A 21,375-nucleotide genomic window follows, 5' to 3' on the forward strand; every position below is an offset into this window, starting at 1 on the left:
AAATTTTATACGATGGTAAGTAGGAGTGTGATTTAAATGACTGAAAAAGTAACAATGCAAGCTTTACAGCAGCGTGTGGATGATTATATAGGACAATTTAAGGAAGGTTATTTCCCACCATTTGAGTTATTGGCTCGTCTAACTGAGGAACTTGGTGAATTGTCTCGCGAGGTACAGGACGTTTACGGGCAAAAGAAGAAAAAGAGTACAGAGGATGCTAACAGCATTGAAGAAGAATTAGGTGACTTTTTCTTTGTCTTAGTTTGCTTTGCAAATGCACAAGGCATTAAATTAGATGAAGCACTTTTACGCGTTATACATAAATTTGAAACAAGGGATAAAGATCGCTGGACTAGAAAGGATGAAGAATAATGTCAATTCGTGTAGCTATTGCAGGACCTAGGGGGAAGATGGGGGCTGAGGCTGTACATACGGTCATGAAGCATGACAAAATGGAATTAGTAGCTGTACTAGATTATAAGGAAGTAGGAAAAACATTAGCTGATTTGGAGATGTTTCCAACAAGTTATACTGCTCCAATCTTTACAGATATGTCAGAGCTTGTAGAGGCAACTGCACCAGATGTATTAGTTGATTTAACAAACCCGCATGCAGTATATAAACATACTAAAGAAGCCTTGCATTTAAATGTACGCCCTGTGATTGGTACAACGGGCTTTACAGATGAACAACTAGTGGAATTATCAGCAATGGCTAAAGAAAAAGAGCTTGGCTGCATTATTGCTCCGAACTTTGCGATAGGGGCAATCCTTATGATGAAGTTTGCTAAGGAAGCGGCAAAATATTTACCAGATGTTGAAATTATTGAAATGCACCACGATCAAAAGTTAGATGCACCATCTGGAACAGCTGTTAAAACAGCACAAATGATTCAAGAGGTGCGGGCACAAAAAATGCAAGGACATCCAGAGGAAAAAGAAACACTTGAGGGTGCAAGAGGGGCAGAATTGGACGGCATGCGCCTTCATTCTGTTCGTTTACCAGGTTTAGTGGCACACCAACAAGTGTTATTTGGTGGAGACGGACAGCTTTTAACAATTCGTCATGATTCATTAAACCGTAATTCTTTTATGTCTGGTGTAGCATTTTGCGTAGAAGAAGTCATGAAAATGGATCAACTTGTATATGGTTTAGAAAACATCATCTAAAGATTGGGATGGAAGCTTTATGAAAATCGCATTAATTGCACATGATCGCAAAAAAGATAATTTAGTACAGTTTGCTATTGCTTACCGAAATATTTTAAATGAGCATACGTTGTTTGCTACAGGGACAACAGGACAGCGTGTTATTGAAGCTACAGGCTTAGAGGTAACACGTTTCCGTTCTGGACCACTCGGTGGTGATCAACAAATTGGCGCAATGATTGCCAATAATGATATGGACATGGTCATTTTTTTCCGTGATCCTTTAACAGCACAACCACATGAGCCAGATGTTTCTGCACTGATCCGACTTTGTGATGTTTACCAAGTGCCACTGGCTACAAATATGGGAACTGCAGAAATATTACTAAAAGGCCTACAGGAAGGCTTTGTGGATTGGAGACTGATTCAAGAAAGACGAGATTAAAAAAAGACGTGATTTAGAAAGGATGATAATCGAATGAAAAAGCTAAAAATTGGCATTACCTGTTATCCAACTGTTGGAGGCTCTGGTGTTATTGCAACAGAATTAGGAAAAATGCTTGCAGAGAGAGGACACGAGATTCATTTCATCACCTCAAGCGTACCATTTCGATTGAATAAAATTTATCCAACCGTCTTTTTCCATGAAGTAGAAGTTAATAATTATTCAGTATTTCAATATTCGCCATATGATATAGCATTAGCGAGTAAAATGGCGGACGTGATTAAGGATGAAGAGCTAGATGTGCTTCATGTGCATTATGCAATACCACATGCGGTCTGTGCTGTCTTAGCTCGTGAAATGAGTGGTCGTGACATTGGGATTGTCACAACACTACATGGTACAGATATTTCTGTGCTTGGGCAGGATTCCACTCTTTCACAGGCAATTAAGTATGGTATTGACAAATCTGATATCGTAACGACAGTGTCAGAAGCATTAAAGCAACAAACCTATGAGCTTATCGATACAGTAAAGCCGATTAATACGATTTACAACTTTGTTGATGAACGTGAATACTTCCCGCGCAATTCAGGAAGCCTAAAGGAACAATTCGGAATTGAAGAAGACGAAAAAGTTATTATTCACGTATCTAACTTCCGTAAAATTAAGAATCTTCCTCATATAATAGACGCATTTATGAAGATTCGCGCAAACATGAAGGCAAAGCTGTTGCTTGTAGGAGATGGCCCTGAAAAGCATCGTGTAATGGATCAAGTAAAGGAAAGTCCTTACATGAAGGATGTTCTATTTTTAGGTAAACAAGAAAATTTAGCTGAATTGTATGCAATCAGTGACCTTAAATTATTACTATCACAGCAAGAATCATTCGGGTTAGTCTTACTTGAAGCAATGGCTTGTGGTGTACCTTGTATTGGATCAGCTGTAGGCGGTATTCCAGAAGTCATTGAACACGGTGTGGACGGTTTTATAGTGGAATTAGGAGATACAGACGCAGTGGCAGAATATGCTGTGAACCTCTTGAATGATGAAGAGAAATTACAACGTTTCCGTGAAGCAGCCATTTGTGCTGTTGATGAAAAATTCCATTCATCAAAAATTGTAGAACAATATGAAAAATTGTATGAAAAGGTTGCTGAAAGAAATCATGCAAAACAATAAAGAATGGCAAGCGGCCTATTCAGTTATTGAACAACTAGAAAACGCCGGCTTTGAAGCAGTAATCGTCGGTGGTGCGGTACGAGATGCCATACTCGGTCGCCCTGCCCATGATGTAGATGTTGCAACAAATGCCATGCCAGACGAAGTAAAATCTGTCTTTAATCACACGGTTGATATAGGAATTCAGCATGGGACGGTACTTGTTATCGTGCCAGCTGGATCGGTGGAGGTAACGACATATCGCACAGATGGGGAATATACGGATCACCGTAGACCAGAGGAAGTGCAATTTGTACGTTCGCTAAAAGATGATCTACAGCGCCGAGACTTTACGATGAATGCCATTGCGATGCGTCGTGATGGCTCATTTGTTGATTTTTACGGGGGGCGCCAAGATATTGAGGCTGGTGTCATTCGAGCAGTAGGTGACGCACAGAAACGCTTTTCGGAAGATGCATTACGAATGCTTCGAGCCGTACGTTTTTCAGCACAACTAGGTTTTCTAATTGAATCAGAGACCTTGCAAGCAATGCAGGACAAGGCTAATACTATTTCTTGGATTGCAAAGGAGCGTAAAAAGGCAGAGCTCGATAAGCTATGGGTAGGGAAAGATGTTTTTAATGGTATTAGAAAGCTTGAGGAAAGTAGCTTAGTGAATCATTTAAGTGGTACTTTTCAAGCAGAGGACTGGTGTAAATTTAACACGCAGGACAAGCTATTAGGCTGGGCATATTTTTCAATGTTACAGGGTGATCATTGGCTAGAAGTGCTAGGTGACTATCGTTTATCGAATAAAGAGATAGCATTTGTAAAAGCTGTGTTAGCAGCTTTTAAGGCTTTGAAAAATGGCTGGACGAATATGGATTACTTTTCGCATACACAACAGGAACTCGAGGCAGCTTGTTATTTTGCGGAGCTGAGACAGCTTGACGTTCAAATGCCACAGCAAAGTATCCAAGAAATACAGAAAAAGCTTCCCATTAGACACAAGCAAGAGCTTATTGTAAACGGGACGGATTTATTAAAATGGTCTGGAATAAAAGGTGGACCATGGGTAAAAGAGGCGTTGCAGGCAATGCTTAAAGCGGTTGTCAATGGCGAACTTCAAAATGACCGACAGCACATAAAGAATTGGATAGAACATGATTATTTCAAAAAAGAATGATAAACGTTGATTTTTATCATTTCTGTATGATGAGGAACCGTCTTAAAAAGAATAAGACGGTTCCTTATTAATTTAAGCTCTTTTTTTGCTTATCTTTAAAAGTTGAATGTGACATTTGTTAAAACGCATACGATGTACTAAGTTGATTGTAGTGGAGGCTGGCGACTCCAGAAAGCTCTGCTTTGCGCGAAAGCGAAGCGGCAGCAACAAATTTTTTATCTGCGCGAAAGCGAAGCGTCAGCGGCAAATGTTTTAACTGTGCGAAAGCGAAGCGTCAGCAACAAATGTTTTAACTGTGCGAAAGCGAAGCGGCAGCAACAAATGTTTTAACTGTGCGAAAGCGAAGCGGCAGCAACAAATGTTTTAACTGTGCGAAAGCGAAGCGTCAGCAACAAATGTTTTAACTGTGCGAAAGCGAAGCGTCAGCAACAAATGTTTTAACTGTGCGAAAGCGAAGCGGCAGCAACAATGCGCCCAACCGAAATCAACCCTACGATATGACGGTGATCCAGCGATACGAAGTAAAATAGTTAAAAAGAACGAAGAAATAGTGTGTATAAGATATTTGATGATATTATGGTCAATTGTCATAATATACAGTATGATAAATACAAATTGAATCAATATTTTGCAAGCAAATAAGAGTTTACTAAAGGATTGATTAGCATGAGTATTTCTATGAAGGATGAAATTTTAAAAAGAATATTAACTGCTAATGGTGAAGCAGTTTCGGGTCAGGAGCTAGCAGATTCCCTTGGAGTATCACGTACTGCTGTATGGAAACATATGCAGTCGCTACAGGAGGAAGGCTATACATTTGAAACGGTAAAGAAAAAGGGCTACGTACTGACGGGTGTACCAAATAGCTTAAGTCCAACACAAATTGAACTATTTTTAAATACGGAACGCTTTGGACGTGAAATTCATTATTTTGATATTGTAGATTCAACACAAACAATCGCCCACAAGCTTGCACAAGAAGGCGCTCCACATGGCACGATTATAATCGGTGAGGAGCAAACTGCCGGTCGTGGTCGTATGGCGCGTCCATGGGAATCTGCAAATGGCACAGGTATTTGGATGACTGTTATTGTGAGACCTGATGTCACTCCTCAACAAGCTTCTTCTTATACACTTGTCGTAGCAGTTGCGGTTACGATGGCTATTAAAACATTATATAAACATATTGAGCCAGCCATTAAATGGCCAAATGATTTGCTTATTAAAGGTAAAAAATGTACAGGTATATTAACCGAAATGCAAGCAGAGGCAGACTGTGTACAAGCATTGCTAGTAGGCATAGGTATTAATGCGAATCAAGTCGCATCAGATTTCTCACCAGAAATCGCGGATATTGCTACATCTTTACGTTTAGAAGCGGGTGAAGAAATTAATCGAGCTGCCCTTGTCGCATCAATTTTACAATACTTAGAACAATTCACGGAATTATACGTGAAGGAAGGTTTTGTCAGCATTAAAAAGCTATGGGAACAAATGTCATGTACGATTGGACAACGTATTGAAGTAACGACTTTACGTGGGCGCTTTGAAGGTATTGCCAGTGGGATAACGGATGAAGGTGTATTACAGCTAACAGAGGATAATGGCACAGTTCGGACAATTTATGCTGGAGATATAAGAATTTTATAGGAACATAAACTACAATGTGCATTCACTTATCTAGCAAGAACGTATATTTTCGAATCTGAAAGTATACGTTCTTTCATATTTTTCGAATACATTTAGTTCTATATATTTTTTTCTCGTTTGTAGTCTTGTCTAAAGAAGAACAGAGAAAGTATTAGTAAAATTATTGGAAGAAAAAACAACCCAGAGTCATATTTAACTGAATGCTCCATTTTTAGCCCGAACAAGTAAATGAATAATGTAAAAGAGACGGATAAAGAGATCGTTCCCGCTATAGTTTTCATTACATGCCTCCCAAAAACGCTTATTTTATTTTTTCTATTAATTTATCAATATCATTCCATACATAAATAAGTTCTTCTACTATTTTTCCGCCAATTTTTACTTCGATGTTATTTACATATTGTGCACCATAATATTCATAGAAATAACGTGTTTTATTTTCTGCTAATACTTCGACAAATACTTTTTCGTATCCTTTTTGATTAAAATAGGTGAATATTTCTTTGAGTAGTTGTTTCCCGATGCCCTTTCCGTGATATTCTTCTAAAAGATATATAGAAGTTAAATCAGTTGAATTTACTACTGAATTTCTCTTTCGTGTACCACTAGTTGCAAAGCCGATTATTTCTCCTTGTTCATTTTCAGCTACCAATACATATTTTGTAGCATCTGAAATATTATTCTTCCATAGCTCTGTTCGCTGCTCGTAAGATAATCTATTCAAAAAATCATCTGGCAAAATGCCTTTATAAGTTGTTCGCCAACTGTCAACATGTACTTTTCCAATACTTTGAGCGTCTTGAATGTTTGCTTTTCTAATCTTCATATTGATCACCTCGAAAGTCGCACTTTATTTCCAATGATTACGGACGTTTCTGACCCGGTTCATCTTTGATTCCTCTTTAACTTACAAAAAATTTAGCACTACATAGTAGCATGACTGTTATACAATTAATGGGAATTAATTAATAATACAAGGGGTAATCATATAAAATTCTTACTAAAAAGGTATTATTACAAGGGTATAATTCTACCTTCTAGGTATAGAAAAACAAAATGGTCAAGGAAGGAAATATTTATGGATGTTGTACTGCTTTTAGGAGTGAGGAATTCTGTCCAAGCCTTTGGTCTAAGCTACTTTGGATCCATTATTCCCAGCCCTGATCAGTAATCTATGGCCGGTAATCCAAACTACTACCCCGGTCCCCCATAATATTAGAGCTGAGCTAAAACCCACAGATGTCCACCAGACCATAATTTGGTGATCTCCCCAGGTAACTCTTACAGGTAAAGTAAACAATGTGATTGCCGATTGCAGGCAAAGAAATGAACCCGAAATATAATAGAGATTGACCTGGAAAAGGTGGGCTAGGGGAAAGAAATGAGCACCAACAATGAGAGCCATAACAGGAACAAACAAATCCAAGTGATTAGTAGATTGACAAATTACGGCGGCAATGGCTATCAAAACGCCTTCTAAACCGAAAATAATACCAAACCACTTATTTTTTCGTTTCCAACGATGGGAATCCTCTCCCATCATCTCGTTTGATAATCTTTTAGATTTCATTATCAATACGATTCCTCCAACAAGCAGTACAACACCAACTAACAAGGATAAGATCAACAGCCAGAGAAATCCCCAGCCCTGCATTCCTCTAATTCCAATTCCTGCCCACAGAGTACCGAAAAATGCCATGAAGATAACGCCAGAAGCTGTCCCGCGCACAGCTGCTCTAGGAATGATGGTTTGCGACATATCATGAACCCTCCTCTTTCAATTTCATTTTAACCCCTTTCAGCAAATGTTTTAGTAGCGAAAGTGAAACGTCAGTTACTTTTCAGCAGGTGCCCAAACGTCCTCTGAGCAAGAGGAACACAGGCTAAGACCTTCACATCCTGTAAAAACGCCCGAGTTACAGTGTAGTGGAAGTCACGTAAACGTTCAAAATATTTACTACAGGTTTGGCCTACTCAATAACAAGTGGATACACTGGTATTCGTAGGAATTGCCTAAGCCAAGTTTTGGATAAGTGGTGGGTAGTTCAAGACGAATCTCTAATAGAATATGTATACTAACACCTCAGTAATAGTATGAAATGGATGAGCAATTTTTGTACATCTTTGTTCAAGCAGGCATGTACATAGTTAAATTAGCATTTATATTCAGGAAGCGGAAAAAATGAAAAATGAATATGTACAAATTGAAATTATCGAAGATGTAACCCACAAATTATTTACTGGAATAGGTTTTATTATAAAGGGGGATGAAAGGGAGTATGAAAGTGGAGGAGTCGTATGTTTAACTTCTTTCAGCAAGTGTGTTCGTAGCGAAAGTGAAACGCCAGCTACAAGTGTGTTCGTAGCGAAAGTGAAATGTCAGCTACAAGTGTGTTCGTAGCGAAAGTGAAATGTCAGCTACAAATGTTTTCGGCAGTTACAGAAGTCTCTCACCTCTAAAGATGGTGAGATGAATGCGGATTTAAACTACTTTTCAGCGGGTGTTTGGACACCCGCTGAAAAAGAGGAACTCACTCTAATACCTAAAATAGATGAATCTTGTAGTCAACTTTATTTCAACTTTAACTGTAAGTCACCATGAGAAACAGTTACTTTTAACTGGTTATCACCTTTAAAAGATTGTAATACTTTGCTGTTTTGTTCCTTCTTATCAACTGTAAGATCCCCGAAGTCAGTTTGTAATTCATAGCCAAGCTCATCTTTTTTATTTTGTAAGCGAAGCGTAGTATCTCCAAAGTTAGACGTAATAGTGGATTGACCATTTAATGTACCATCTATGTTAATATCACCATGTTCACTTTCGACAACGAAGCCATTACTTGAAAATTGTTGTAGCTTTATATCACCAAAAGATTGTGTAATCTCTGTTTTATCACCAGTAGTGTCTTTAATTATAATGTCCCCGAAATCTTCAATTATAGTTAACTCCTGATAGTTTAGACCCCGAATGGTTGTATCCCCGAAATTACTATTAAGGACGACGTTTTTCAATTTTACATCTGAAGGAACATAGATTTTGATGGAAGGAGTTCTGAAGCTACCAAATCCGAATTGTAATTTCTTTTTCTGATTCTTTGTTTCAACAGTTAATGTATGATCTTTAACACTGTACGTCACATCATCATTTTTAATAACATTTGTTTCTAATGCAAAACGATCACTAGTAACAATTTCAACATCTCCATAGTGATTGATAACATTGATGTTAGTGAAATCATCTAGTTTATAGGAATTATTTACTAGTGTATTGTTTTCTGGCAATTGAATGCCTTCATCAGTTAACTCAAAACTCCATTTTCCACCAGAGAAATAACCGACGAGAGCTAGCAGTATACCGAAAGCAATCATAGTAATGGCGATATGGGTATGTCGAGACGTCATTAGTATCCCTCCTTCCGCTTCTTCGTTATTTTATGGAATAGTTTACCTAATACTTCAACACAAACAACAACGATTGTTTTGATCAAACGAGCAAAAATTGGGAATAGCAGGATACCGAGACCAGTTACAATAAAGCCAACCCCCATAAAGAGAATCGCTGTCGGCCAGTGCTGAGTTAAAATGAAGAAGCCTGAAATAAGTGCAACGATTCCACCAAAAAAGATACTTAATACAATTGCAATAATCGCAATGATAACGCTAAATATAACTGCTCCAAATGAAAAAATAAGTGCTATAGCAACTGCAAGTAATGGTAATGAAAGTGGGGCAGATAATATTGCTAGAATGATAATCCAAATCGCAGATATATTTTTCTTAGTCGAAGTTGAAGTTGTTTCTAAATCTTTTAATGCATAATCCGTCATTATTTGTGATGCAACATGAGAAGGAGAACCTAGCTGTTGAATGACCTTCTGTTCGTTTTCTTCTCCTGCTTCATCGAAATATTCCTCATAATAGGCAAGCGCAATATCAATCTCATGCGCTGGAAGACGTTGTAATTTCCCCCGTAGCTTTTTCAGAAAGCTAGCTCTATTCATCATATTTCCCTCCTATAAGTACACAATCAACCATCTCTTTATACTTTTGCCATTCTTTTAATAGCTCCAGTAATCGTATCCGACCTTGTTCAGTAATTTGGTAATAGCGTCTATTCCTCCCTTGGTAGGGCTGATCGTAGGTTGTTAAGCAATCTGCTTTTTGTAAACGACGTAATACAGGGTACAGCGTAGATTCTGATATATCCATTACAGATTGTATCTGCTGTGTTAACGAGTAGCCGTATGCATCCTCTTTATCGACGATGGCAAGTACACAAGCGTCAAGTAAAGCTGAGCCAAGCTGAAATGTCATCTTTTCTCACCTCACAATGTTATACCTATACAAGATTTTATATTATATGCTGTATAGTATGGTGGAAGTATATTACATATCACGTTGGATTGTCAAATTTTAATCAATAATGCCTCGGAATAATTGCGTCGGAAATCGGCTTTGTGCCTGCACAAGAACTTCCTTCCGATTTCCGTGACATCCGAGGCTTTAACTTCTTTCAGCGGATGTTTATACATTTGCTGAAAGAAGTTAAAAAGTTCAAGCGGAAAATAAAGATGATAATAGTGTCATTTTTTAATTGACAATAAAAGGTATGTTAAGTATGATAAAAATGACAATAGTGTCATTTTAAATTTTTGGAGGTAAAGATAATGCCAAAGGTAAGCCATGAATATGTGCAGGAAAAGAAAAACAGCATTTTAGAAGCAGCTATAGCAGTATGTAAAGTTAAGCCACTTTATGACATTTCGATGAGGGATATTATTAAAGCGTCAGGAGTAAGTCAGGGTGGGATCTATCGTTATTATTCAGACTTAGATGAAATACTTATTGAGGTTATTAATCATGTAAATATTAATGCAGACTATAAACATATTATCGATGAAATTATGGATACGAGTAATTCTCCCACAAAGACAATCATTAAGTTATTTAATTTTCTTGGAGAGTACATGAAGGAAAATATATCAACAGTTGGCAAAATTCAATTTGAGCTTACGATTTTATTTGCTAACAAACCAGATAGAGAAAAGAAAATTTTATCGAACATTTATGAGAATGAAAGTGGGCAATATTTGATGCAACAAATTTTTCATTCAATCCAAAAGGGTATTTCTTCAGGATGTTTTCAGCTTGAGATATCGATAAAGGATCTATCTACTTTTGTAATGACGTCCATTGATGGCATTGTGAGGGACGTTGTCTTGCAAAAATGTTATGGGGTGTTCTCGAATGATCAAGTGCAGTTGGATGAGATTCGTTTGATGAATACACTTTGCAAATCCGTATTATTACTATTGGGTACAAGAGAAGGGGAGGATTAAAGTTGGCAATAGAGGTTAGAAGATTTCTATTTTATACCTTTGCAACGTCTTGGATAATATGGGGCAGTTTAGCGTTATTAACGCAACTAAATTTGCTGAAGTTTGGAAATGCAACATCAATGCTTTTATTTATTCTAGGCGGAATTACTCCGGCAATTTGTGAGATTTGGTTGAAAAAGAAATATTCAACTAAAGAAGAGTTCAAATCATTTATCCATAATGTGAAAAATCCTAAGCATCCTGTATCTTGGTACATATTTGCAATCGGATTAGCATTTGTAGCTTGTTTTTTACCAACTCTCTGGGGCGGAGCAACTATGGAGAATCCAATGTATCTGGTCTTACTTGAATTCCCAATCATGATTATCGGAGGAGGATTGGAAGAGATTGGCTGGCGTGGTTTTTTACAGCCGACATTACAAAAAAGATGGTCTCCCTTCACGAGTACAATTATTGTGGGTATTATTTGGGCAGTCTGGCATTTGCCATTATGGTTTGTTCTTGGATCAAACCAAATAAACATGAACTTCCTTTGGTTTTCTTTAACATCTTTAGCGCTATCTTTTTTATTAACAATCATTTACCTATCCACTAAAAGTATTTTTCTCTGTATTATTTTCCACGCTTTAATTAATTCATTTTGGGTTGTCTTTGTACCGGTTACACATGTATCATCTGGTTTATTCACATTTTTATTTGCCCTGTTCCTATTTACGGTATTTGAAGTTTATCGAAAATCAAACTTTCAGAAACGAATGGTTTGAATTTGGTACTATTGATTGATCGTAATTATTAGAAAATAATATTTGAAGATTACTAGGGGAATCTGTTATAGTATGTGCGAAGGGCAGTATCCTTTTGTGAACGGCACCTTCAAAACGTTAGAACAATTTACCTTCTTTCAGCAGGTGTTCAAAAACACCCGCTGAAAGAAGGTAAAGCCTCCGGCGGTTGTCACGGAATCGGAAAGGAGTTCTTAGGGGATGTTAGCCTAAAATCATCGCATCCATGCGATAACGGCTAACTGACCTGCATCGTGCAGGCCTAAGCACAAAGCCGATTCCGGACGCAATTATGCCGGGGCATAATTGATAATAAATATCTGCCTTGATCTTTTAATGACAGGGACGGAAGAAAACAAGCGTTCAAAAATGTAACTTAATTCAATGGAATGGGCAATTCTCATAATGAGATTTGATTACGATTCTTTTATTAAGTTATAGCCTCTATTCAAGAATTAGAGGTGATTTTTGATAACGAACGAAACACTACCCTTCTGTCTATTTAAAGAACAGAAGGGTTTTTCTGTTTTCTTTCCTTAAAAAAAGGAGGACTACATGATGAAAACAACTTCAGATTTTTTAAAGATGAAGGTAGCAGGGGAGAAAATCGTTATGCTGACGGCATATGATTATCCTGCTGCAAAATTTGCCGAGGAAGCAAATGTCGATATGATTCTAGTGGGAGACTCACTAGGTATGGTAGTACTAGGCTATGATTCTACAATGCCAGTAACAGTAGCAGACATGGTCCATCATGCAAAAGCAGTGCGCCGAGGCGCAAAGGATACGTTTGTTGTTGTTGATATGCCATTTGGTTCATACCATGGTGATGTACATGAGACGTTGAAAACGGCTGTATCCATGATGCAAGAAACAGGAGCAGATGCACTAAAGTTAGAGGGAGCAGACGATGTTCTACCAGCAATTCGTAAATTAACGTCAGCTGGCATTCCAGTGGTTGCTCATTTAGGTTTACTACCTCAATCAGCAGGCGTGCTTGGCGGATACAAGGTTCAAGGTAAAACAGCCGAACAGGCAACGAAACTCATTGAAGATGCAAAAAAATGTCAAGAGGCTGGAGCGTGTGCTGTCGTCTTAGAATGTATTCCGCATCAGCTAACAGAGATGGTATCCGCTAATCTTATTATTCCAACGATCGGTATTGGAGCTGGAGTGGAGGCTGATGGACAAGTATTGGTTTATCATGACATGTTAAGCTATGGTTCACATCATGTACCAAAATTTGTGGAACAGTTTTCGAATATGGGCCAAGAAGCAAGCCATGGAATTGCTAGTTACGTAGAAGCTGTAAAGGCGGGTACATTCCCTGCACCGAAGCATTTCTTTACGATGAAAGAAGAAACATTGGACCAGTTATACGGAGGCGTAAAGTAATGAAAGTCGTCACTACTATCCAAGCGCTAACTATAGAAATTCAAGCAGCAAAACAAGCTCAAAAAACAATTGGACTCGTGCCAACGATGGGCTATTTACATGAGGGCCATTTAACCCTTGCAAAAACAGCTCGCGACGAAAATGATTTAGTCGTCATGAGTATATTTGTCAACCCAACTCAATTTGGACCAAACGAAGACTTTGAAAGTTATCCGCGTGATTTGCCACGCGATACTGCTTTAGCAGAGTCTGTCGGTGTAGATATTGTTTTCGCACCGAGTGTGGAAGAAATGTATCCTCATGATGGCGGTATTCGTATACATGCGGGTGAACAGGCAACCATTCTTTGTGGGGCGAGTCGTCCAGGACATTTTGATGGCGTTTTACAGGTTGTAGCAAAATTATTTCACTTAGCACAGCCGACACGAGCTTATTTCGGACAAAAAGATGCACAGCAGGTGGCAATTATTGCGACGATGGTACGCGATTTTAATTTCCCTTTGGAAATGCGAGTAGTACCCATTGTACGTGAGGAGGACGGTTTAGCGAAATCATCTCGTAATGTGTATTTAAGTGAAGTGGAGCGTCTTGAGGCACCCGCCATTAATGAAGCGCTACAGCTTGCTCGTAATAGCTTTTTAGCAAATGGTGATGCAGCGAGTGCGCTTGCTATAGCAAAGGCACACATTACAGCACGTACACATGGGGAAATTGACTATATTGAACTGTTAGCGTATCCAGATTTAACACCCGCATTTCCTAAAACGGAGCAAGTGCTTATAGCGGCAGCCGTCTATATTGGTAAAACTCGTTTAATTGATAATTGTATCTTTAATGTGAAAGAAGGATTGTAAAATGTTACGAATGATGATGAACAGTAAAATCCACCGAGCTACAGTGACACAAGCAGATTTAAACTATGTTGGTTCTATTACGATTGATGAGGATATTTTAGATGCAGTAGGAATGCTACCAAACGAAAAGGTGCATATCGTTAATAACAATAATGGCGCACGCTTTGAAACGTATATTATTGCAGGGGAACGTGGATCAGGCGTTATTTGTGTGAACGGAGCAGCAGCGCGCCTAGTACAACGTGGAGATATTGTAATTATTATTTCTTACGTGTATGTAGATAACGAAGAGGCAAAAGATCATAAGCCAACAGTAGCTATTATGGGCGAGGGTAATTCAATTAAAGAAATGATTGCCTTTGAGCCAGAAGCAACAGTGATGTAGTGTGATAAAAGTGGCTACTTCTTTGAAACTGAAACTTTAAAGATAATTTTTTTATAAGATGATTGAATGCATCAAATTTGAAAGTGTACATTACTAAATTAAAGCCTTCGGACGCCATTATGCCGAGGCATAATTAGGTGATGTACACTTTTTATTATGTCAAAAAATGTTAAAGAAAAGGCGTATCATAGATTTGAAATGAAAAAATCTGTGTTTCATTGATTTCCTATGAACACTCTAGAGAATTTAGAAAGTTGTCCAAATTAAAATAATGCGTTAACGATACCTTCCTACCTTCTTTGTGCCAGCGATGATAGACTTCAAATACAAGATGTATATTGTTATTTGAACGTTCCTCAACTAAGTATTTGATGGTTTGGAAGCTACGCCAGTAGTCATACATAATACTCGTTAAATTTTTTGCTTCATAACTAGCAGTACCAAATCATCTAATAAATGTTTACCGTATTTATCTTTAAACAAATGAATCAATTCTAATTCTTTCTTGGCAATTTCATCGAATTGATTTTCAATGAGAGTTAATTTTTTTGATAAATATTCGCACATCCCTTCTTCAAACCAAATGCTATCCAGTCGATCATCATCAAATTCATCGAGAAATAAATCCGAATGATGTGTTAGTTCATGGGCTAAAATGCAAAAAATATGATCATTGCTAATCGTTTTATAGTATTCCTCAATTTCAACGTGTTGTAGACCTTCTAATTGTCTTAAAAATAACTGTCTCCAACTCTCAAGGTTCGGGTTCATTCGGGTTCATATAGATAATATCTTTTTTTGTATAAGCAGGAATAGGTACAGCTGAAAAGATGTTTGTCGCAATTTCTTCTGAAGTCCATACAATCGCCTTAGGGATATCATGGAGGTCATATTCTTTTTCTAATAGTTGACGATAATTCTCTAATTTTTCAATAAAAAATGGAGTTGGTTGTATATTATTTTGATATTGTTCTATATTTTCATATGCGAAAATTTGTTTCATTTCTGAAGTTTATTGGAGTGAAGTGGCTCATCGGACGTCCACAGGAAGATGCCAGTCTGAACGGAAATCAACTACACGCTATGGTGATGGGCACATCTTATGAATTAATTTGAAAATTCTTACTGTGAATCCTGATAATCGTTCAGAAGTCTTTTTTTATGAACAATCAACAGTGGTGAAGGGATGCCGCTGAGCCAAATATGTGATAAAATTCATCTATCTAATGTGAACTGTGAGTTGAGATGTATGATGGAAAGTCAAAAGTATGCAATTGTTGATTTAGAGACGACCGGTCATTCACCGGCAAATGGGGACCGAATGATTCAAATAGCAATTGTTATTATGAAAGATTGGGAAATTGAACAAACGTATACGAAGTTTATTTATCCAGGTAAAGCTATTCCAATTTTCATTCAGGATTTAACGCATATTACGGATGAGGATGTAAAGGATGCCTTGCCGTTTGAGGCACATGCCGACTACATATATGAACTGCTTGCCGATTGTGTATTCGTCGCACATAATGCAGATTTTGACTTATCCTTTTTACAAGCAGAGTTCAAGCGTGCGGGTTTATCAAAATGGCAGGGTAAAAAGATGGACACTGTTGAGCTTGCCAAAATTTTGTTCCCAATGTCACTCAGCTTTAAGTTAGGTGATTTAGCGGCAGATTTAAATATAGAGCTTACAAATGCACACCGAGCAGATGACGATGCCCGTGCAACAGCGGAGCTCTTTAAACGATGCTGGAAGGAGTTACTCGGTCTCCCTCAGCTAACCCTAGAACAAATGCATAAACGTTCATTCAGATTGAAGTCAAATTTATCTCAGCTTTTCTTCGAGGCTCTTCAAATTAAACGACAGCATGTAACTGCTAATGAGAATGTCTCCTACTACCGCAATTTGGCTATTTGTGATGGACGAAAAAAGTATACAAATCATGCGGAGGTTGTATCATATCCACAAACAGCAGCGGACAAAACTGCATTAATGACAAAAGCCATGTCGAATTTTGAGCAACGACCAGCGCAATTCGAGATGATGGACACGATTTGGCAAGCGCTCAATGACAAAAGGGAATGCGTTATAGAGGCCTCAACAGGTATTGGTAAAACAGCAGGCTATCTACTTCCAGCGATTTTGTATGCTCGAGCAGTCGATAAAAAAATTGCAATTAGCACATATACGTCACACTTGCAGGAGCAACTTGTTGAGGAAGAGCTACCAAAGATTGAAAAAATCCTTGGCACTAAAGTAAATATCGCTGTGCTTAAGGGAATGCAGCATTATATTGATGTTGCACGCTTTGAGCAATGTATGGCATATGCTGATGAAACTTATGATGATACATTTACGATTTTGCAAATTCTTGTCTGGCTGACTAAAACTGAAACAGGTGTGCTAAGTGAGCTCAATGTATCAGGGGGCGGGCAACTATTTTTAGAGAAAATCCGTAAAATGCCTGATGAAAAACCTTCAAAGGGCTTTGATTTTTATGAGCAAGCGTTAAAAAATAGTGAATTTGCTGATTGTATTGTAACGAATCATTCTATGGTACTCAGTGATTTAGTCCGTCAAACACCAATATTTACACAAATTGACGGATGGATCATTGACGAAGCACATCAATTTATACAATCTGCTATGCAGCAAGATGAAGTTGTCTTCTCCTATACGCAGTGGAAGTACATTTTCGGCCAAATCGGAACGATGGAGGAAACTGCTTTGTTCCAGCAATTTAGTCAGGCCGCTAAGAAAAAACACCGTGTTTCTATGCAAAGTTTGCAGCGACTAGATGCACAATTTATACGTCTACAACGGACATTCGATGAAACTATGCAACGGGCTGTACAAAAAATGCAGCAACAAATAAAAGGGAAGCAAGTTAGTAGTAAATGTACTTTGTTTTTAGAGGATGTAACACTAGCAAAAGAACCGCTTCTACAAGTGAGTAAGCTTACACAGCAATGGCTTGATCTTGCTACAGAAGTAGGGCAGGCCTTTGAAAATAATATTGAGCAATTAGATAAAAATGAGCTCTTTATTTTATCTGATTGGCATTATTGGATTCGTGAATTAAAAGTAAAAATCGCGGAATGGGAAGAAATTTTTCTATCGTCACAGGATGATAATTCAGTTTGGCTAGAATTTGATGTAAGGAGCGTTCCTGGCAGCTTACACGTCTATAAGAAGCCTGTTAATGTCACATCTATCATTGAAAAAGTACTTACGCCTCTTCGTAAGCAGGCAAGTATTGTGTGGACTTCAGGTACTTTAACGGTGCCAGGTAATGAGCGTTTTGTAACGAGTCAACTTGGTATTTCTAATAGTGTGCAAGTAATAAAGCTCCAAGCACCACCATCCTATTATGCAGGTGCGAAGGCATTTATTGTCACCGATATGCCTGAAATTCAACATGTGACTCAGGACGAATATATTGAAGCGGTCGCTCATGCAATTACACGTACCGTGAGAATGACTGAAGGACGTTGCTTTGTCCTATTTACCGCTCAGGACATGCTTCGAAAAACAGTGGAGCTTATTCAAGATAGTGAACTCCTTGATGACTATATGCTCTTTGCACAAGGAGTTACGGGTGGTAGCCGTATGCGAATTCTGAAATCATTCCAAAAGTTTAGCCATGCCGTTCTTTTTGGTACAAACAGCTTCTGGGAGGGTGTAGACGTTCCGGGTGATGCTCTTGCATCGGTGATCGTTGTACGCCTGCCATTCTCCTCACCGGAAGAGCCTGTATTTAAAGCGCGAGCAAAACATATTACCGCACAAGGTCGCAATTCTTTCAATGAGCTTTCATTACCAGAAGCCATCATGCGTTTTAAACAGGGCTTTGGTCGTTTAATCCGTTCATCACAGGATAAAGGAGCCTTTATAGTTTTGGACCGCCGTATTTCAACAAAGTCGTACGGCAAGGAATTTGTTAAGGCATTACCACCGATTGATGTGAAGAAATTGCAGCTACCGGAGTTGTTAAAGGAACTTAATAATTGGCAGAAATAGTTGAAATCCCTTTTAGTAGTTTTGCTAAAAGGGATTTTTTTGGTGGGATTTATCCCGAAAGAAAGGCTACCTGAGCGAATTTTGAAGAAAGTAAAAGCCAGGTGACTCGAGCGGATATAAAGTAGAAAACAGAGATTCTGAGCTCTATAGTCTGCAAGCAGAGAATAAGATTTACTCATTAAAAAAGCCCTCGACGTTTGCGGGGGCTAGTTGCTGTTATAAAACTTCTTTGGTCTGCCGAAAGGACTAGACATCCCGTAATCATCATACCTTCATCAGTAATGTTATTGATCTTTCCACTAATAATTGCTATAGAATCTTTTGTATCTTCTCTTGGGCTTTTACAAAGTCTAGTTCTATAGCTTTGTTTTAAATTTTTGTCTAATAAACCGGTAGTTCAAAAAAGGATTCCTACCATCTACGGAAACCAGGTCTAAAGCCGGGGAAAAACGGTCTCCCAAACGGGAAAAATGGGCTTATTGGGAAAAACGGGCTTACTGGAAAAAATGGGCTAACAGGAAAAAACGGTCTTCCTGGGAAGAATGGGCCTCTGCCTGGGAAAAATGGGCCCATGCCTGGGGAAAATCGACGTCCGTCATTAAAACGCATTGGATTTACCATTTTTATAACTCCCTTCAATTGATATAGTATAGGCTATGTTCAATCAATGAAATGGCTTAGACTAAGACACAGGTTTGGAATTTTTGCAAAGGTCGATATTGTATTGCGCCTAAAATTGCGATTACATATACACTTCAATTGGTATCTGGACCAATGTCAGTGTGAAGTGAAATATTGTTATTCAATGTAGTGAAGTTCTTTAGTTAAATAAATAGACCACTCATAATGAGTGATCTATTACGTACAAGAAATCTTATCATTGACATCATCTATTAAAAATTCAACACAGTTTCTGCCTTGTTCTTTTGCTTGATATAACGCTTTATCACATCTTGATAATAATGTATTTCGTGTATCTCCATTTACATAGCTAGTTACGCCAAAGCTACTAGTTTTTCGCTGCACAATAGGGAATTGATAATTTTCTAATTGTTGACGAATTTTTTCAGAAATCTTAACAGCCTCATCGAGTGTAGTTTGAGGGCAAATAACTAAAAACTCCTCACCACCCCATCTTCCGACAGTATCTTGCTCTCGAATCGTATTTTGTAACATCTGGGCTACGTTCATTAAAACTAAGTCTCCTACTTGATGGCCAAACTCATCATTGACTTCTTTAAAATAATCAATATCTAGAAGAATAATAGAAAACGTGGTCTCATGATGTTGAGCTTGTTCAAATGCTTCTTCTAACACGTAATCTAACCTTACACGATTTGGAACTTGAGTAAGTCGATCGGTATTTGCTAATTTTTCAAGCTCAAGTTTAGCATTTTCTAGCTCCTGTGTTCGTTCTTTAACTTTATATTCGAGTGATTCATTTAGTATTTGTTGTATTTCCTGAGTCTCTTTTTTAATAATATTGATTTTATCACCTAATGCTAATGACAAAAATATAGATTCAAAAATAGCACCAACTGCAGGAACTTCCTCAAATATAACTGGATGGAATGGAATTATACTTAAAAAAGCCAATGCTTGCACAATGATAGAACCAAGTAAAACAGTCCAACCTACCATATAATATCTAGCCATTTTCTGACCTTTTAACAATACAAAAATTCCTGATAACCAAAGGAAAATAAAGACAACTACAGCCAAAATAATTGTGACATTATTAGTAATTGCCACATCAGGGATAATGAATGAAGCAATTAAAGAAAGTACAGTGCCCCATAATAGTAAATTTCCGAAATTGTGGAATCGAGGTAAATATTTTTTAAGTTCAAGAAACTCTTTACAAAATAGAATCATAAACAAAAGTAAAAGATTCCCACTTATAGCGGAGGATTTTATAAAAAACAATTTAGGCAAAAATTGTCCTAATAGCTCAACATCTAAAGAATTCAATGTAGCCTGATAGAGGATAAAACTAAAAATATACAAAACATAGTAAAAGTAAGCCCTTTCTTTTAACGAAAAGAATAAAAATAAATTGTAAATTAATAAAGCGAATAAGAAACCATAAAACATTCCTGTTAAATATTTATAGTCAATAATCTTATTGATGAAGCTATCCGTTGCAAAAAGAAAAGAAATTGAACTTAATGGTAATTCTCCATCTAATTTTAAATAAATTTCTTTGACGGAAGGTTCTTGGACTTGAAATAAATTCGAACGATAATGAATGTTTTGATCGTCCACATTTGATATTCCTCTTTTTTGAACACGATAGGAGCCATCTTCTTTCACTAAATACATTTCAATGCTATCTAGTTTGTCTGTTACCTCTAACCAGTAAGACTTCTGTTTATCTTTTAGTATTTTTTCAGTATCCAATCGAAGCCAAATTGTATCATTCGTATGCCCCAAAAATACATAATCGTCCTTACTAGCGACAAATGATTTGTTATATGTCCCACTTAATAAATCTTCTATTGTAATTTTTTTTGAAGGGTCACGAAAAATATCATAATGTTTTCCTAATATAATAGGTTCAGATCGTTCTTCAGCATGACCTGGTAAGCTGAATTGTGTAAAAGTAAATATAAGTACGATAAAAAAATAAAATAACAGCTTGGTTTTCTTAATTTTATTTTTCATCATTCAATCTTTCTCCTATCTCAATCCCTTTCTTCAGTCATTTGTAAGGATGCTGATGAAAAGTTAAATAGAGTGCTGTAAAAATAGAGTGTTATGTAAATATATCACACTTTATTCTATATTTAGGATTTTTAAGTGCTAAATAAAGGTTTAAAATAAAAAATTAAATGAATTGGTACCGAAGGAAGATAGATTGGTTAGAATTCCTTGATTATCAAAGACCATAAGAGCAAGAATGAACACGAAAAATTCAGGAATTCAATGAACTACATTCAGCTGAAGAGCTTTTATATATAGGTAATACGTGGGATTTAGTTATGCTGCTAAGCCTTAAAAAGCAATTTATTA

At 37.4% G+C, this 21,375-nt stretch carries 21 protein-coding genes; 13 read left to right on the forward strand and 8 right to left on the reverse strand.

Annotation, left to right across the window (positions count from 1 at the left end):
* Positions 1-36 precede the first annotated feature (36 nt).
* From ACVYAD_RS05770 to ACVYAD_RS05795, 6 genes are all read left to right on the forward strand, one after another.
* Entirely contained in the window at positions 37-372 is a 336-nt protein-coding gene (locus tag ACVYAD_RS05770) for a nucleotide pyrophosphohydrolase (RefSeq protein ID WP_349661204.1), read from the forward strand.
* Positions 372-1,169, forward strand: coding sequence for a 4-hydroxy-tetrahydrodipicolinate reductase (dapB, locus tag ACVYAD_RS05775; RefSeq protein WP_349661205.1), 798 nt, complete (start codon positions 372-374; stop codon positions 1,167-1,169). The genes ACVYAD_RS05770 and dapB overlap by 1 nt, the downstream gene beginning before the upstream one ends.
* A 19-nt stretch (positions 1,170-1,188) precedes the next feature.
* Positions 1,189-1,593, forward strand: a complete 405-nt coding sequence (mgsA, locus tag ACVYAD_RS05780) for a methylglyoxal synthase (protein WP_197141460.1) — start codon at positions 1,189-1,191, stop codon at positions 1,591-1,593.
* Between the two features lie 33 nt (positions 1,594-1,626).
* Positions 1,627-2,772 carry an N-acetyl-alpha-D-glucosaminyl L-malate synthase BshA gene (gene bshA / locus ACVYAD_RS05785; protein ID WP_349661206.1) on the forward strand — a complete coding sequence of 382 codons (1,146 nt, stop codon included), beginning with the start codon at positions 1,627-1,629 and terminating at the stop codon, positions 2,770-2,772.
* Positions 2,759-3,937 (forward strand): CCA tRNA nucleotidyltransferase, encoded by a 1,179-nt coding sequence (locus ACVYAD_RS05790; protein ID WP_476425187.1) that lies wholly within the window; start codon positions 2,759-2,761, stop codon positions 3,935-3,937. The genes bshA and ACVYAD_RS05790 overlap by 14 nt, the downstream gene beginning before the upstream one ends.
* A gap of 666 nt (positions 3,938-4,603) precedes the next feature.
* Positions 4,604-5,587 (forward strand): biotin--[acetyl-CoA-carboxylase] ligase, encoded by a 984-nt coding sequence (locus ACVYAD_RS05795; RefSeq protein ID WP_386827885.1) that lies wholly within the window; start codon positions 4,604-4,606, stop codon positions 5,585-5,587.
* Positions 5,588-5,888: 301 nt separating this feature from the next.
* On the opposite strand, the gene ACVYAD_RS05800 is transcribed toward ACVYAD_RS05795, so the two are convergent.
* Both ACVYAD_RS05800 and ACVYAD_RS05805 read right to left on the reverse strand, forming a co-directional pair.
* Entirely contained in the window at positions 5,889-6,413 is a 525-nt protein-coding gene (locus tag ACVYAD_RS05800; protein ID WP_476425190.1) for an N-acetyltransferase family protein, read from the reverse strand.
* 303 nt (positions 6,414-6,716) lie between these two features.
* Positions 6,717-7,346: a DUF7010 family protein gene (locus ACVYAD_RS05805; protein WP_476425192.1), complete on the reverse strand. Its 630-nt coding sequence runs from the start codon at positions 7,344-7,346 to the stop codon at positions 6,717-6,719.
* Between the two features lie 423 nt (positions 7,347-7,769).
* On the opposite strand from ACVYAD_RS05805, the gene ACVYAD_RS05810 reads away from it, so the two are divergent.
* Positions 7,770-7,988: a hypothetical protein gene (locus tag ACVYAD_RS05810; protein ID WP_476425194.1), complete on the forward strand. Its 219-nt coding sequence runs from the start codon at positions 7,770-7,772 to the stop codon at positions 7,986-7,988.
* A gap of 170 nt (positions 7,989-8,158) precedes the next feature.
* Here the strand turns inward: ACVYAD_RS05810 and ACVYAD_RS05815 are convergent, their stop codons facing one another.
* From ACVYAD_RS05815 to ACVYAD_RS05825, 3 genes are read right to left on the reverse strand one after another with little or no spacing between them, the layout of a single operon-like run.
* Entirely contained in the window at positions 8,159-8,989 is an 831-nt protein-coding gene (locus ACVYAD_RS05815) for a DUF4097 family beta strand repeat-containing protein (RefSeq protein WP_476425196.1), read from the reverse strand.
* Positions 8,989-9,591 carry a DUF1700 domain-containing protein gene (locus ACVYAD_RS05820; protein ID WP_349660816.1) on the reverse strand — a complete coding sequence of 201 codons (603 nt, stop codon included), beginning with the start codon at positions 9,589-9,591 and terminating at the stop codon, positions 8,989-8,991. The genes ACVYAD_RS05815 and ACVYAD_RS05820 overlap by 1 nt, the downstream gene beginning before the upstream one ends.
* Entirely contained in the window at positions 9,581-9,901 is a 321-nt protein-coding gene (locus ACVYAD_RS05825) for a PadR family transcriptional regulator (protein WP_349660815.1), read from the reverse strand. Before ACVYAD_RS05825 ends, ACVYAD_RS05820 begins: the two co-directional genes overlap by 11 nt.
* Before the next feature lie 353 nt (positions 9,902-10,254).
* Between ACVYAD_RS05825 and ACVYAD_RS05830 the strand changes: the two genes are divergently transcribed.
* From ACVYAD_RS05830 to panD, 5 genes are all read left to right on the forward strand, one after another.
* The gene (locus ACVYAD_RS05830; RefSeq protein WP_476425197.1) at positions 10,255-10,926 is read left to right on the forward strand and encodes a TetR/AcrR family transcriptional regulator; all 672 of its coding nucleotides are present in this window, start codon (positions 10,255-10,257) and stop codon (positions 10,924-10,926) included.
* A gap of 2 nt (positions 10,927-10,928) precedes the next feature.
* A complete protein-coding gene (locus ACVYAD_RS05835; protein ID WP_349660813.1) occupies positions 10,929-11,690 on the forward strand; it encodes a CPBP family intramembrane glutamic endopeptidase in 762 nt (253 codons plus the stop codon).
* 576 nt (positions 11,691-12,266) lie between these two features.
* Entirely contained in the window at positions 12,267-13,103 is an 837-nt protein-coding gene (panB, locus tag ACVYAD_RS05840) for a 3-methyl-2-oxobutanoate hydroxymethyltransferase (RefSeq protein WP_476425259.1), read from the forward strand.
* Complete coding sequence (panC, locus tag ACVYAD_RS05845) at positions 13,103-13,957, forward strand: pantoate--beta-alanine ligase (protein ID WP_476425199.1); 855 nt, start codon at positions 13,103-13,105, stop codon at positions 13,955-13,957. Before panB ends, panC begins: the two co-directional genes overlap by 1 nt.
* Position 13,958: 1 nt before the next feature.
* Entirely contained in the window at positions 13,959-14,342 is a 384-nt protein-coding gene (gene panD, locus ACVYAD_RS05850) for an aspartate 1-decarboxylase (RefSeq protein WP_349660811.1), read from the forward strand.
* A gap of 411 nt (positions 14,343-14,753) precedes the next feature.
* Here panD and ACVYAD_RS05855 read toward each other — a convergent pair whose 3' ends face one another.
* Complete coding sequence (locus tag ACVYAD_RS05855) at positions 14,754-15,113, reverse strand: hypothetical protein (RefSeq protein ID WP_476425201.1); 360 nt, start codon at positions 15,111-15,113, stop codon at positions 14,754-14,756.
* Positions 15,097-15,345, reverse strand: coding sequence for a hypothetical protein (locus tag ACVYAD_RS05860; protein WP_476425203.1), 249 nt, complete (start codon positions 15,343-15,345; stop codon positions 15,097-15,099). The genes ACVYAD_RS05855 and ACVYAD_RS05860 overlap by 17 nt, the downstream gene beginning before the upstream one ends.
* A gap of 246 nt (positions 15,346-15,591) precedes the next feature.
* On the opposite strand from ACVYAD_RS05860, the gene dinG reads away from it, so the two are divergent.
* Positions 15,592-18,363: an ATP-dependent DNA helicase DinG gene (dinG, locus tag ACVYAD_RS05865; protein ID WP_476425205.1), complete on the forward strand. Its 2,772-nt coding sequence runs from the start codon at positions 15,592-15,594 to the stop codon at positions 18,361-18,363.
* 858 nt (positions 18,364-19,221) lie between these two features.
* On the opposite strand, the gene ACVYAD_RS05870 is transcribed toward dinG, so the two are convergent.
* The gene (locus ACVYAD_RS05870) at positions 19,222-21,027 is read right to left on the reverse strand and encodes a sensor domain-containing diguanylate cyclase (RefSeq protein ID WP_476425207.1); all 1,806 of its coding nucleotides are present in this window, start codon (positions 21,025-21,027) and stop codon (positions 19,222-19,224) included.
* Positions 21,028-21,375 lie beyond the last annotated feature (348 nt).

It is taken from the genome of Lysinibacillus sp. G1-3, assembly GCF_056322905.1.